Raw genomic sequence first — 12,609 nt, forward strand, 5'->3', positions numbered from 1 at the left:
GACAAAAAAAGCTTGATCCCTTGTTTAGGATCAAGCAATTGATTTATGCATTTTCCAGAAGATCAGCCATGGTTTTGCCGCCGGCGACTTTTTCAAAGTCTTTGACAAAATCATCGACCGCACCGTCGATCGCACGATTGTTGACCATCGCATCGATCACATTCGGCGCAGCTGTTGCGCCGCCGACACCATACTGTGCCAGTGCGAGCACCTGCTGACAGTTTTTAAACGAAGCGGCGAGCACTTCCGTATCAAGGGCGTTGTTATCCAGAATATCCTGGATTTCCATCGTGACCTGGATACCGTCATAGCCCATGTTGTCGATGCGGTTCACATAAGGTGCGACATACGAAGCGCCGGCTTTGGCTGCCAGATATGCCTGCAGCGGTGTGTAGACAACCGTTCCGCAGGTCGGAACGCCTTCTTTTTTCAGCTCGCGGATCGCCCGGAAACCAGCCGGTACAGCCGGGATCTTGACGATCGTTTGTTTGCCGAACGCCTGATAGATCGCCCGGGCATCACGAATCATCCCTTCGGTATCAGTCGGGACAGCCTGGACAAAGAGGAGACTGTCCGGTCCGATTATTTCACGGATTTGTTTCAGTGTGGTCACCGGATTCTGATTCACTTTGGATAGAATGGATGGATTGGTCGTGACGCCGTCGATCGGATATTCTTCAAAAATTCTTTTAATTTCATCGACATGCGCATCATCAATTAATAGTTTCATAGGTCCTCCTTGTTTACCGCATAGATAGTTTCATTAGAAATTTAAATAACTTTCATATGCAGTATCATCATACAAACTATCCCTATTATTGTCAAGCGTAAAAACAATAAATTTCATTTGAAATATATTCGTTGATTTTTCACCTATTTCAAGATAAAATAAGCACGGAACATTTCAAATGAAACAACTATAACGTTAGGATGATGTATATATGAAAAACCAACGCCAAAATCAGATCCTTGAACTGCTGGCTTCCAGAGGAAAAATAGAAGTCATTGAACTTTCTCAGATCTTTGAAGTATCCCAAGTAACGATCCGGAAAGATCTGAATGAACTGGAAGAAAAGGGGCTGATCCGCCGCGAACACGGATTTGCCGAGCTGCGCAGCCGAGACGATGTAGCCGGCCGGCTCGCATATCATTTTGAGACAAAAAGAAAGATCGCCGAAAAAGCTGCAGAAATGATCCAGGACGGCGATACGATCATGATCGAATCCGGATCATGCTGCGCCCTTCTGGCTGAACAAATCGCGGAAACCCGCAAGGATGTGACCATCATCACCAACAGCGCGTTCATTGCTGACTATATCCGCAAAAACACCAACGTTCAGATCATTCTGCTCGGCGGTATCTATCAGAAAGAATCGCAGGTCATGACCGGACCGATGGTCCGGCAGTGCGCAGAGAATTATTTTGTCCGTTATTTTTTCATCGGCACAGACGGATATACCGAACGCACAGGATTTACCAACAGCGATCCAATGCGTGCCCAGGCCGTACGCGACATGGCCGGCCAGACCGATGAAGTGGTGATCCTGACGGAAAGTGAAAAATTCCAGCAGCGCGGTTCGATTCCGATCCATATCAAAGATCAACCCAAACGGATCATTACGGACAGTGCCGTTCAGAAAGATGTTATCCAGTCTCTTCAAAGCAAAGGATGTGAAGTGATCACGGTTTAATTGCCGGAAAGATTCCGGCAATTTTTTATGGATCCAATGTATTTCAATGCAGGTCAGCAGAATTGGCAGGCACTGCCGGAGCCGATATAATGAAAGACACAAGGAGGATAAATGATGCACAATGCGTTCATCGGCATTGCGGTCCCATTTCTGGGCACGATCCTCGGTGCTGCCGGTGTCTATTTCATGAAAGAAGAACTGTCCGACCGGATGCAGCGGTTTCTGACCGGATTTGCGGCCGGGGTCATGGTGGCGGCTTCGATCTGGAGCCTGCTGATCCCGGCGCTGGACAGTGCAGCCGATCAAGGCAGCCTCTCCTTTATGCCGGCCGTGATCGGCTTCTGGCTGGGCATCTTGTTCCTGCTGCTTCTGGATCATTTGACGCCGCATCTGCATCGCTTTGCGGATGCGCCGGAAGGGCCGCAGAGCCACTTCAAAAATAATACCCTGATGATGCTTGCGGTCACGATCCACAACATTCCCGAAGGCATGGCCGTAGGCGTGGTGCTGGCCGGTTTTCTGACCGGATTTTCCGGCATTACGGCGTCGTCGGTCATGGCGCTTTCCTTAGGCATCGCGATCCAGAACTTTCCGGAAGGAGCGATCATTTCGATGCCGCTCCATGCGGAAGGCACAAGCAAGCATCGATCGTTCCTGTACGGCGTGCTGTCCGGTGCGGCGGAACCCACCGGAGCGATCCTGACCATTTTGTTTTCCGAACGGCTCGTGCCGCTGATGCCGTATCTGCTGAGCTTTGCGGCCGGCGCGATGCTTTATGTGGTCGTCGAGGAACTGATCCCTGAAATGTCGCAGGGAAAACATTCGAATATTGGCGTGCTTGCGTTTGCGGTCGGTTTCAGTCTGATGATGGCACTGGATGTCGCGCTCGGCTAGAAATCATCCGTGCCTGCGGTATTCCGTCGGTGTCATGCCGAACAGCTTACCGAACTGCGCCGCAAAATAACCCATCTCCCGAAAGCCGCACCGGCTGCCGATTTCATTGACCGGCCAGTCGGTCGTCTTCAGATAACCGGCCGCAACGATCAGCCGGTGTTTTTTCATATATTGGATCGGTGACAGCTTCAATCCTTCCCGGAAACAGCGCAGGCATTCTGTCGTGCTGACCGAAACCGAGCCGGCAATGTCCGCCAGCGTGATCGGTTCGGAATAATGCGTATGGATAAACGCCAGCATGTTTTTTAGACGCTGTGACCGGATGATCGTTTTCAGATTGGCCGGATCACTTGCCTGATGATCGATGTTCTGCGACAGCAGAAAAACGCATTCCGATAAAGCTGCCCGGATCCGGAATTCAAAACCGGCTTGTTCAGAACGGGCTTCCTCCCATGCGTCAAGCGCTCTTTGTATCAGTTGATCCTGCCAGGCGGTATCCGGCGACAGGATCAAAAACGGACAGTTGGGATCACTGATGAGCGGTTCCAGATATTTGTTCCAGAAGATACTGTGTTCATCACCGGCGATCAGCAGCGGGGAAAACACGAGCGAATGAAAATCAGCGTCCGGTGAACCTGGCGATGCGGCGTGCAGCACATTGGCATTGACAACCATGCCGGCCCCCGCATGCAGACAGTGATCTTCCATCTGTACATGAAGATCCAGATCGCCTTTGGTGACAATGATGATTTCCAATTCATTGTGCCAGTGCGGCGGCACCGCATCAAACTGAGAAGCCGCATGATAACACGCAATTGGAAACGCTGCCGTTCCGTGCGTGACCAGTTCGCGGCCGAAAACATCGGTATCGACGTAACATCTGCAAGGAAGAACTGACATAGAAACCCTCCGGTATGGCCATTTTATAATAGGAATTGGTGAATATTTTCTAATCCATTCCGCATCTTCTGCTATATTATAACATTGAATGTAAAAAAGCGGCCGATTCGGCCCAGGGAGGTAAACAGAGGATGAATGAAATCGATCAGACAAAAAGAACATTGTCAAGTTCAGATATCTGTGCGGACCTTCATACGCACACGATCGCCAGCGGACACGCCTACGGAACCATTCGGGAAATGGCTGCGGCAGCCGCAGATCAGAAGCTGAAGATCCTCGGCATCAGTGAACATGCGCCTGGCATTCCTGGTACGACGGACCCTTTTTACTACCGCAATCTCAAAGCCGTGCCGAGAAACTTATATGGCGTCACGATCGTTCATGGATGTGAGATCAACGTATTGAACGACGGCGCCCGTTCATTGGATGATGAGATGATGAAATATTTGGATTACGCGATCGTCGGCATTCACCGACAGTGCTATCAAGATCAGGGCAGAGAACGGAATACCGATCATTTGATCAGCTGCATGCAGCATCCGAAGGCCCGTCTGGTTTCCCATCCGGATGATGATCATACACCGCTGGATTATTCACGCCTCGTGCAGGCGGCCAAACAATGGAATGTCGCGCTGGAAGTCAATGACAGTTCCTTTGCCAAGCAGGAAGAGCGATGGGGATGCCTGGACAATTACCGGTGCATGCTTCAGCTCTGCGAACAATACCGGGTACCGGTCGTGGTCAGTTCGGATGCGCATGATCCCAGCCGGGTCGGCTGTTTTGATCAGGCCCTGTCTTTTCTGGATGAGATCCAGTTTGACCGCTCGCTGCTTCTCAATTTAAATGAGAACCTAGGCCAGCTGCTTGCATTTTTTCAGCTTCGTGAGATTTACGTTCATTCATAGATCATACAGCCGGCAGAAGCCGGCTTTTTTTTCATGGTCAGACAATGAAAATGGGCATAAAATAGAAGCAAGAACCATTCGCTAGAAAGGAGCATACCATGCAGTATACAAAACACTATTCATCGCCTTTGGGCAATTTGCTTTTAGCTGCCGATGAGCAGGGACTGACCGGTTTGTGGTTCGAGGGCGCAAAATATTTCGCTGCGACCCTGGCAGATGATCATGAAGAAAAAGACACGCCGATCCTGGAGGCGGCTTCCCGCTGGCTCGATGCCTATTTTGCCGGCAAGAGACCAGAACCTTTTCAGCCGCTGCATATCCTTGGCACCGACTTTCAGAAAACGGTCTGGGAGATCTTGCGGCAGATCCCATACGGCCAGACGACCACATACCAGGCAATTGCCCGGCAGATCGCCGCACAGCGCGGCCTGGATCACATGCCCTCGCAGGCCATCGGCAGTGCCGTGGGACGCAACCCGATTTCCATCATCATTCCTTGCCACCGGGTCATCGGCACAAACGGCAGTCTGACCGGTTATGCCGGCGGCGTCAAGAAAAAAGCCGCTCTGTTGAAATTGGAGCAGGCTTATACGGATGAAATGTTTATTCCCGAGAAAGAAGAGCTAGCGGCTTAGTTTCATATAGCCCTGCAGATCTTCGAACCCAAGCTGTTCATACATCGGCCGGCCGTCATCGGAAGTTTCCAGGTAGATTTTTTCCACGTGCCGTTCTCGGGCTTGGTTGATCAGCCAGCGGACGATCTGCTTGCCGGCGCCTTGATGGCGGTAGGGCTGCCGTGTATAGATGTTCATCAAATAGCCGCATGTTCCCGAACGGTTATCCGGAGACGGCATTTCACGCTGCAGACAAATGCCGCCGCAGCCGATGATCTCGCCGTCTGCCAGCGCAAAACACGCAATATGATGTTCTTCCGGCAAGGCGTGCAGATAATACTGACGGTTGTTTTCATACAGTTCCGGATCCTTATCATCGTCCGGCAGATCAAAAACTTCATGCAGCACTTCCATGCGCCAGGCCATCAGTACGTCCAGATCTTTCAGATCGGCCTGTTTGATTTCTATTGTCATCTCAATACGTCCCTTCTTTCATCACCAGCGGCATTTGGTCAAAATCCGGCTTGCCGTTGGCATTCAGCGGGATCGACGGCATCCGCACGAAGAATTCCGGGATCATGAACGAAGTCAGATTCTCCGCCAGTTCCCTGCGCACTTCTGAAAGCTTCAGATCATCATCAGCCGGTACGATATAGGCTGTCATATACGAAAGCCCGGTTTCATCGACACAAGGGCGCACCACGGCCTGACGGACGTGGCGGCATTGATACAAGCGCGATTCCACTTCCTTGACCTCGACCCGTTTGCCCAGGATCATGATCTGGGAGTCTTTACGGTGCAGGAAGGCAATGCTGCCATCGGGCAGAAGATATCCCAGATCACCGCTGCGATACATGACGGAACCGTCTGCCTGCCGGACAAAGGCCTTGTTTTCTTCGGCGTGATCGCCGATATAGCCATTGGATACGCCGTCACCGAAGATACAAATCTCACCGGTCTGTCCGGCTGGAACTTCTTTGCCGTCGGCATCCATGATCTTGATGACCGTCCCCTCAACTGCTTTGCCGACCGGATAGGTGCCGTCTTCAAGGACATGGCCGGTGTTGCAGCAATAATACGAAGCGCACACTGTGGTCTCGGAAGGACCGTAGGTATTGTAGACCAGTGCCTGATCCAGCAGGTGATCGACATACGAGCCGCGCAGGACGTCGCCGCCGCTGATCAGCAGCCGCAGTGAATCCGGCAGATGATCCAGATGGTTTAGATCTGCCAGCAGGTACGGAAAGCCGCTGAGCATCGTGACATGATGTTCCTGAACAAAGTTCATCAACGCCTGCAGATCGGCTTTGTCCTGCGAAGACGGGATCGCGATGGCCGCACCGTTCAATAAAGACGCAAAGACCTCCTCGGTAAAGATATCAAAGGAGCAGACGGAATATTGAAGCATCACATCGCCCGGACCGGGATGGAACTCATGTGCGAACGCATGCGCATAATGACAGACGTTTTGATTCGTCACACAGACTCCTTTCGGCCGTCCGGTGGTTCCCGAGGTATACAGCACGTAGGCCGGGGACGACGGCTGTACTGAAGCATCTTGATGACCGGCAGCGTCCTTGCCGGCACAGAGCACGCAGGCAGTGATCTTTGTATCAAAACCTTCGGCCAGTGGCTGGTAAGCCCGGTTGACCAGGATGAAATCGACCTGCGCTTCGCTCATCATATAGCGGATCCGGCCGATCGGAAAGGTCGGTTCGGCCGGCACATAGCGGGCGCCGCATTTTAACACCGCCAACATCGCGGCGATCATTTCTGCCTCGTGGTCCATGATGATCCCGACCGTCCGGATATTTTCCGGGAAAGCGGCGGCCAGCTGGTCCGTCATTTTTAGAAGTTCCCGGAACGTCAGTGTCCGATTTTTTTCGAGGACCGCCGGCTGATCCGGGTACCGTTCAGCCATCTGACGGAATAAATGGTAGATCGTTTCATTTTGATTCATAAGCATCCTCCGTTCTTTCCTGCCTTAAGATCCAGACAATTCCGCGTGCGGTCCGCTGGTCGCTGAATTGATAGTGATTGCCCGGATTGAGTTCAAAGATGGTCGGAATGCCGGCTCCCCGGCAGTCTTCATAGACCGCTTCGGTACGGTCCTGCACGCTTTGAAGCAATTCGACCGCACTGTTTTTTTCTTTGTCGCCCAATGAAAAATAGATACAGTCAGGCCGACGGACCATGGTGTGGGTGCGGGTATATTCGAGAAAATCCGGATACCAGAGCGAACCGGACATCGAACCGACACAGCGGAAAACATCGGTCCGGTACAGCGCATAAACCGCAAACAATCCCGCCAGCGAATAACCGGTCAGGATCCGACCGTTTGGATCTTCCAGATGTTTTTCAACGGCCGGGATCAAACGTTGGATCATCCAGCTCAGATACGCATCAGCCTTGCCGGCACAAGGCGTATCGCCTTTGGTCAGGGCCGGGCAATACCACGGCGTCATGTCATCATCCCAGTTCAGCCCGCTGATCTCGACCAACGTATGCGGCGGACAGTTTTCTTCTTTCAGTAAGGTATGTATTTTGATCCCGCGGTCCATCGGATCGTTCAGATAGACGACTGGGGAACCAGCCGGTCCGGGGAAGATCCGGACGCGTTTGCCGCCCATCGGCATCAGCAGATGTTCGCTCATGATCGGACTCCTTTCTTCGTGATAAAATCACTGTAGCTTTTTGCCGGCGTTTTCGCAAGGCAAACGATAAAAAAACCGAAGCATTAGCTTCGGGATCCGGATTGTTCCGGTGTTTCTTTTTTCTCCAGAATGTGGGCCGTATCCGGCATTTCAAAATAGATGCCCAGTGAGAAAATGTACAGGACATAGGAAATCGAATCCATCACGCTCAGACGCGACGACAACATCATATAGATCCAATAGTAAGTCATCGCATAGGTATCGCCGAGACTTTCGTTTGCGGCATTGATCCTGGTGTTCAGCCAGTTTGTGCCGATATAGATGACGATAAATGCGATCAACAGGCCGACGGCCTTTTTCTTTTTATGCGTCGGCTTGCTTTTGATCAGGATGAGCGTTGTCAGGGCCATCAAAGCCAGGAACAGCGCTGCGTGGATCAGCTGGGACAGCGGCAGCACCACCGCATCTGCGGCATAGGACGGAACATTAAACTGTTCTTTGAATGAATCCTGTGCAAGCCAGGCATAAAAGACAAAAATCAAGGCAGCAGCCTGCAGGATGCAGCAGATGATCTGCAGGATGATCACAACATTCTTCTTCATACAAAATTCCTTTCCCGGCAGGACGCCGATCAATTTCTATATTTATTCTATCACAAGCTCCCTGAAACAAAAAAACAGATTCATTCTTCATTCACTATTAGAAACATGAATAGCCGATGTCAAATTATTTTACTTCGGCCGGGGCGAATCATGTTATTATAATTATGAAGGATATACCGATTTGTGACGGTGAAAAACTACATTTTGATCATTTATGTTCTGTTTGTCGAACGGGTTCTGAACTAGGCTTTATGAAGGATTCGAAAAGGAGATGAAAAACATGAATAACCAAAGTAAAAACCCCGCTGCGAAAAACGCACAGATACAGACGGAAAACCCAGACCTGGCGACACGCAGGCCGCCGGCTGATGGTACGAAAATACGAATTCGTTTTGGAGATAACCTGTCCGTCAACGGTATATTGAATCATTGTAAAACCGCACAAGCTTTGGTCCAGCAGCTGCCGTATACGATCGAAATGGCGCGCTATACGCATGATCTTTGCGGTATTACCAAGCCGCTGCCGTATCAGAAAGAAGAAATACACTGCGGCTGGCTGAACGGTGATATTAATTATTCATTCGGTATTCCTTACTTGATGATTCCTTTTAAGGATGAAGACCAATCGGCGTATTTTGATTACCAGGTCAATATTGGCGTGATCACATCGCCGCTTGAGGAACTGGAAGGCCTGAACGGCACCTATGATGTGACCATTGAACGAGCCGAACCATAATTTGAAGACAGGCATATCCGCAAAGCGGATATGTTTTTTTCTATTAAACATATTCAATGACTATATCGAATGTGTATAAAAAACGCGTGATGAATCTATTTTGTGTTTTAATAAAAGAAAAGGAGGAAAAAAGATGAAGACATATGATTTTTTTGCCCCGACCCGCGTCTTATTCGGCCCAGGACAGTTACATCAGCTGCATACGCTGCCGATGCCGGGAAAGAAAGCCATGATCGTCACGTCCAACGGCCAGTCGACGATCCGCAATGGTTCATTGGAAACCACGAAAAACGAACTGACACAAGCCGGCTGTGCATTTGCGCTTTTCAATCAGGTCTCTGCCAACCCGTTAAAGGAAACCGTTGAGCAGGGTGCTCAGTTCGCCCGTGATAACCAATGTGATTTTGTGGTTGCCTTAGGCGGCGGTTCCGTGATGGATGCAGCCAAAAATATGGCGATGCTTGCGTCGCAGCCGACCAATGATTTATGGGACTTTGTCTTTACCGAAAACGGCAAGAAACAGAATATCAAAAATCCGGTCCTGCCATGGATCGCGATCACCACATCGGCCGGAACCGGTTCAGAAGTCGATGCCGCCGGGGTCATCACGAATCCGGAAACCAAAGAGAAGATCGGTGTCGGCGGTTTTGAGGGTATGTTCGCGACCTATGCGATCGTTGACCCGGAATTGATGAAGACCGTACCGCCGAAGTTTACGGCGTATCAAGGATTCGATGCGCTGTTCCACAGCTTGGAAGGTTACATTTCCAATCGTCATAATCCGATGGCGGATATGGTGCAGCGTGCGGCCATTGAAAACATCGGCGCTTATCTGCCGCGTGCCGTCACCGACGGCAGCGATATGGAAGCCCGGACAGCGGTGGCTTTTGCGAATACGATGTCTGGTTATTCGATGGACGTTTCAGCCTGTACATCGGAACATTCCATGGAACATGCGATGAGCGCGTATCACCCAAGTCTGCCGCATGGCGCCGGCCTGATCATGATCTCAGTGGAATATTTTACCTACTGGATCAACCGTCATGTCTGCGATGAACGCTTTATCGATATGGCGAAGTTCCTCGGCAAGACCGATGCCAGTGATCCGATGGACTTCATCACCGCATTGAAAGCTTTACAAAAAGCCTGCGGTGTGGATGATCTGAAGATGTCAGATTACGGCATTGAGAAATCTGAGGCGCTCACGTTGGCAAAGAATGCCCGCGCGACCATGGGCGGTCTGTTTCTATGTGATCCGGCGGAAATGCCGGAAGCCGACTGTGCCGGTATTTACGAAAGATCCTGGAAATAAGCACAATGGTGTGCCCAAAAAGCACACCGTTTTTTTATGAAAAAGAGGTGAGAGCTTGGGGCTTGACAAATATCTCTAATTAGAGTAAAACAGAAGCAGAGAACGGAGGAACAGCTATGCAGGAGGACAATTACATATTGATCAAGATGCACCGTATCAACAGTACGATCGATCGCAAGACCGCACATATCGCGGCGCAGTACGGACTGACGCTTGGCCAATTCGGCGTATTGGAAGCGTTGTATCATGCCGGAGATCTGACTGTCGGAGAGGTAAAGGAAAAGATCTTATCGACGGACGGCACGATTCCGGTCGTGGTGCGCAACCTGGTGAAATGCGATCTGATCCGACAGCGCAAAGATGAAAACGACGGCCGCCGTCATATCCTTTCTCTGACTGACAAAGGCCGGGAAGTTATTGCTAAAGCGTATCCAGAAAATGCGGTAATGATCGAACAGGAGATGCAGGTGTGGAACGAAGAGGAGAAACAAACGCTGGTCCGATTGTTCAAAAAGTTTGCGAGGTGATGCGTATGCAACTGCGATGGTTACCGAAAAAAAGGCCGCTGTCCGTTCTGGATATCGGCTGCGGCTTATGCACCGAAGCCGAAGAACTGGTGCAGTCCGGCATTGAACTGACAGGGATCGATCAAGATGGTGAAACCATCGAAAAGAACCGTCAGCGGATGCCGAACGTGAATTGGATCGTCGGGGATGCCGCCCACTGGCACACGGATCAGGTGTATGATGCCGTTTTGATCCGCCGGCCGGATATCTTGATGCGGCCGCAGAGCTGGCAGGCCGTATTCCGCCGGCTGCCCGAATGGACACAAGGCCCTGTGATCGTAACGACATTCGGCAAAAGCGAGGCAAAGACTGCCGAACAGGCATTGAATAAGATCGCGGGCAAGGTGACATGCCGCAAGACCAACGATCCAGAAGATTCGTACGTGATCCAGGCAGAAGACATCCAGAAACCACAGAAAACAAATGACCTTGTTCAGTCATTGTCATGGGATGATCAGCCAGGCATGGTTTGTGATGTGCGTACCGGAAAATGCACACCCCTAAAATAACTAATTAGAGATAAAAAGAAGGAGGAAATAGATATGAGCACAAATAACACAAAATTGGAAGTAATGGTTTTTACGGATCCGTATTGTTCGTGGTGCTGGGCCACCGAACCGATGATTTTGACGATGATGGAAAAATATCGCGATCAGCTGCATTTTCGTTATGTTTTCGGCGGTTTGATCAAAGACTTTGATGATTTCTATGATGCGCAGAACGACATCCGGGATGCGGCGGCCACAGAACCGCACTGGAAGATGGTCTCCGAACGGACCGGACAGCCGATCGATGAGAAACTTTGGGAAGACATTGCACCGATCCGGCATTTCTCGACTTGGCCGGCAAACATTGCCGCCAAGGCAGCATTCATGCAGTCGGAGGACATCGGTTTCCGTTATCTGCGCCGGCTGCGTCGGGCGGCTTTGACCGAGCGCAAGATCATTTCGAATCCAGAAATTTATGAAGCATTAGCCAAAGAAATCGATGGCTTGGATTTCGATGCTTTTAAAAAAGCCATTGCCGATGGATCTGCCAAAGAAGATTTCTATGAAGATCAGGTAACCTGTGCCGAGTGGCAGGCTTGGGGCTTCCCGACCATGTTATTTTATAAAGCCGGTGAGAACGTGCATGCCCTGACGCAGGAGACCGGAATCTATGTCGGCGGCCACCGGCCGATGGAGACGTACGATCAAGTCATTCACAGACTGTGTCCGGATATTCAAACTTATCCGACCCGCGAAGAAGCCGAATTGATCGAAGAATACGGCCCGATGACCGAGCGTGAGTTAGGTCAGATCAAGGATCGTTCCAAAGCAGTCGAGTATGAGGTCCTGCGCCAGCTGGAGACAGACGGCAAGGTCAATCGTACGCAAAGAGTGCGCGGCAACGTGTGGTCTGCTGCATAAGACAAAAATCGGAGGTGAGGCGAACCTCAAAAGTTTGAAAAAATAACTTGTCTTGATTCTATGGCTTGATTTCTTGCTTCGCAAGGAGTCAGGCCTTTTTATTTGAGCCGGACCCTTTCCGTGTTGTATAGGTGATGTATTCTTCTATCGTTGCTCAAGTGATTTCCCGCTTCTCCATATTCTTTCATAGCTTTGAATCGGGAATATGCCAATGGATTGGTGATTTTTTTAATCGTGTCTTGAAAGGGAAATTCATTATTTTTTAATCAAGCATGCCATGGAACATTCTAACATCCGATGGTGTATAAAACCGTATACATTTACTC

Annotated in this window: 15 protein-coding genes; 9 read left to right on the plus strand and 6 right to left on the minus strand. The window is 50.4% G+C overall.

Translation table 11 applies throughout. The features are described from left to right. Positions 1 to 43: 43 nt before the first annotated feature. Complete coding sequence (locus HNQ47_RS03495; RefSeq protein ID WP_183327571.1) at positions 44 to 730, minus strand: transaldolase family protein; 687 nt, start codon at positions 728 to 730, stop codon at positions 44 to 46. Between the two features lie 211 nt (positions 731 to 941). Here HNQ47_RS03495 and HNQ47_RS03500 point away from each other — a divergent pair, with 211 nt between their 5' ends. Together HNQ47_RS03500 and HNQ47_RS03505 are read left to right on the plus strand one after the other, a co-directional pair. Continuing rightward, positions 942 to 1,691, plus strand: a complete 750-nt coding sequence (locus tag HNQ47_RS03500) for a DeoR/GlpR family DNA-binding transcription regulator (RefSeq protein ID WP_183327573.1) — start codon at positions 942 to 944, stop codon at positions 1,689 to 1,691. 111 nt (positions 1,692 to 1,802) lie between these two features. After that, positions 1,803 to 2,585 carry a ZIP family metal transporter gene (locus tag HNQ47_RS03505; RefSeq protein WP_183327574.1) on the plus strand — a complete coding sequence of 261 codons (783 nt, stop codon included), beginning with the start codon at positions 1,803 to 1,805 and terminating at the stop codon, positions 2,583 to 2,585. A 3-nt stretch (positions 2,586 to 2,588) separates the two neighbouring features. Here HNQ47_RS03505 and HNQ47_RS03510 read toward each other — a convergent pair whose 3' ends face one another. Then, entirely contained in the window at positions 2,589 to 3,485 is an 897-nt protein-coding gene (locus HNQ47_RS03510) for an AraC family transcriptional regulator (protein ID WP_183327577.1), read from the minus strand. A gap of 131 nt (positions 3,486 to 3,616) precedes the next feature. On the opposite strand from HNQ47_RS03510, the gene HNQ47_RS03515 reads away from it, so the two are divergent. Then, entirely contained in the window at positions 3,617 to 4,390 is a 774-nt protein-coding gene (locus HNQ47_RS03515) for a phosphatase (RefSeq protein WP_183327579.1), read from the plus strand. A gap of 98 nt (positions 4,391 to 4,488) precedes the next feature. Continuing rightward, positions 4,489 to 5,025 carry a methylated-DNA--[protein]-cysteine S-methyltransferase gene (locus HNQ47_RS03520; protein WP_183327581.1) on the plus strand — a complete coding sequence of 179 codons (537 nt, stop codon included), beginning with the start codon at positions 4,489 to 4,491 and terminating at the stop codon, positions 5,023 to 5,025. On the opposite strand, the gene HNQ47_RS03525 is transcribed toward HNQ47_RS03520, so the two are convergent. The 4 genes from HNQ47_RS03525 to HNQ47_RS03540 all read right to left on the minus strand — a co-directional run bounded on the left by HNQ47_RS03525 (position 5,014) and on the right by HNQ47_RS03540 (position 8,260). Further along, on the minus strand, positions 5,014 to 5,478 hold the full coding sequence (locus tag HNQ47_RS03525; protein ID WP_183327583.1) for a GNAT family N-acetyltransferase: 465 nt from the start codon (positions 5,476 to 5,478) through the stop codon (positions 5,014 to 5,016). The genes HNQ47_RS03520 and HNQ47_RS03525 overlap by 12 nt on opposite strands. Before the next feature lies 1 nt (position 5,479). Continuing rightward, the gene (locus tag HNQ47_RS03530) at positions 5,480 to 6,964 is read right to left on the minus strand and encodes an amino acid adenylation domain-containing protein (protein WP_183327585.1); all 1,485 of its coding nucleotides are present in this window, start codon (positions 6,962 to 6,964) and stop codon (positions 5,480 to 5,482) included. Further along, on the minus strand, positions 6,951 to 7,658 hold the full coding sequence (locus HNQ47_RS03535; protein ID WP_183327587.1) for an alpha/beta hydrolase: 708 nt from the start codon (positions 7,656 to 7,658) through the stop codon (positions 6,951 to 6,953). Before HNQ47_RS03535 ends, HNQ47_RS03530 begins: the two co-directional genes overlap by 14 nt. Positions 7,659 to 7,741: 83 nt before the next feature. After that, complete coding sequence (locus tag HNQ47_RS03540) at positions 7,742 to 8,260, minus strand: hypothetical protein (RefSeq protein ID WP_183327589.1); 519 nt, start codon at positions 8,258 to 8,260, stop codon at positions 7,742 to 7,744. Between the two features lie 280 nt (positions 8,261 to 8,540). On the opposite strand from HNQ47_RS03540, the gene HNQ47_RS03545 reads away from it, so the two are divergent. The 5 genes from HNQ47_RS03545 to HNQ47_RS03565 all read left to right on the plus strand — a co-directional run bounded on the left by HNQ47_RS03545 (position 8,541) and on the right by HNQ47_RS03565 (position 12,283). Further along, a complete protein-coding gene (locus HNQ47_RS03545; RefSeq protein WP_183327592.1) occupies positions 8,541 to 8,996 on the plus strand; it encodes a cyclophilin-like fold protein in 456 nt (151 codons plus the stop codon). A gap of 133 nt (positions 8,997 to 9,129) precedes the next feature. After that, a complete protein-coding gene (locus HNQ47_RS03550; RefSeq protein ID WP_183327594.1) occupies positions 9,130 to 10,308 on the plus strand; it encodes an iron-containing alcohol dehydrogenase in 1,179 nt (392 codons plus the stop codon). 116 nt (positions 10,309 to 10,424) lie between these two features. Next, positions 10,425 to 10,835 carry a MarR family winged helix-turn-helix transcriptional regulator gene (locus HNQ47_RS03555; protein ID WP_183327596.1) on the plus strand — a complete coding sequence of 137 codons (411 nt, stop codon included), beginning with the start codon at positions 10,425 to 10,427 and terminating at the stop codon, positions 10,833 to 10,835. A 5-nt stretch (positions 10,836 to 10,840) separates the two neighbouring features. Further along, complete coding sequence (locus tag HNQ47_RS03560) at positions 10,841 to 11,383, plus strand: class I SAM-dependent methyltransferase (protein ID WP_183327599.1); 543 nt, start codon at positions 10,841 to 10,843, stop codon at positions 11,381 to 11,383. 33 nt (positions 11,384 to 11,416) lie between these two features. Next, positions 11,417 to 12,283: a DsbA family protein gene (locus tag HNQ47_RS03565; protein ID WP_183327601.1), complete on the plus strand. Its 867-nt coding sequence runs from the start codon at positions 11,417 to 11,419 to the stop codon at positions 12,281 to 12,283. Positions 12,284 to 12,609 lie beyond the last annotated feature (326 nt).

This window comes from Catenisphaera adipataccumulans, assembly GCF_014202755.1.
GTDB classification, from domain to species: domain Bacteria; phylum Bacillota_I; class Bacilli_A; order Erysipelotrichales; family Erysipelotrichaceae; genus Catenisphaera; species Catenisphaera adipataccumulans.

Bases quoted from the DNA above. Each gene is read 5' to 3' on its own strand.
- HNQ47_RS03500 (WP_183327573.1), top strand. From the start codon at position 942: ATGAAAAACCAACGCCAAAATCAGATCCTTGAACTGCTGGCTTCCAGA.
- HNQ47_RS03545 (WP_183327592.1), top strand. From the start codon at position 8,541: ATGAATAACCAAAGTAAAAACCCCGCTGCGAAAAACGCACAGATACAG.
- HNQ47_RS03520 (WP_183327581.1), top strand. From the start codon at position 4,489: ATGCAGTATACAAAACACTATTCATCGCCTTTGGGCAATTTGCTTTTA.
- HNQ47_RS03495 (WP_183327571.1), bottom strand. From the start codon at position 730: ATGAAACTATTAATTGATGATGCGCATGTCGATGAAATTAAAAGAATT.
- HNQ47_RS03565 (WP_183327601.1), top strand. From the start codon at position 11,417: ATGAGCACAAATAACACAAAATTGGAAGTAATGGTTTTTACGGATCCG.
- HNQ47_RS03505 (WP_183327574.1), top strand. From the start codon at position 1,803: ATGATGCACAATGCGTTCATCGGCATTGCGGTCCCATTTCTGGGCACG.
- HNQ47_RS03555 (WP_183327596.1), top strand. From the start codon at position 10,425: ATGCAGGAGGACAATTACATATTGATCAAGATGCACCGTATCAACAGT.
- HNQ47_RS03550 (WP_183327594.1), top strand. From the start codon at position 9,130: ATGAAGACATATGATTTTTTTGCCCCGACCCGCGTCTTATTCGGCCCA.
- HNQ47_RS03535 (WP_183327587.1), bottom strand. From the start codon at position 7,658: ATGAGCGAACATCTGCTGATGCCGATGGGCGGCAAACGCGTCCGGATC.
- HNQ47_RS03515 (WP_183327579.1), top strand. From the start codon at position 3,617: ATGAATGAAATCGATCAGACAAAAAGAACATTGTCAAGTTCAGATATC.
- HNQ47_RS03540 (WP_183327589.1), bottom strand. From the start codon at position 8,260: ATGAAGAAGAATGTTGTGATCATCCTGCAGATCATCTGCTGCATCCTG.
- HNQ47_RS03530 (WP_183327585.1), bottom strand. From the start codon at position 6,964: ATGAATCAAAATGAAACGATCTACCATTTATTCCGTCAGATGGCTGAA.
- HNQ47_RS03560 (WP_183327599.1), top strand. From the start codon at position 10,841: ATGCAACTGCGATGGTTACCGAAAAAAAGGCCGCTGTCCGTTCTGGAT.
- HNQ47_RS03510 (WP_183327577.1), bottom strand. From the start codon at position 3,485: ATGTCAGTTCTTCCTTGCAGATGTTACGTCGATACCGATGTTTTCGGC.
- HNQ47_RS03525 (WP_183327583.1), bottom strand. From the start codon at position 5,478: ATGACAATAGAAATCAAACAGGCCGATCTGAAAGATCTGGACGTACTG.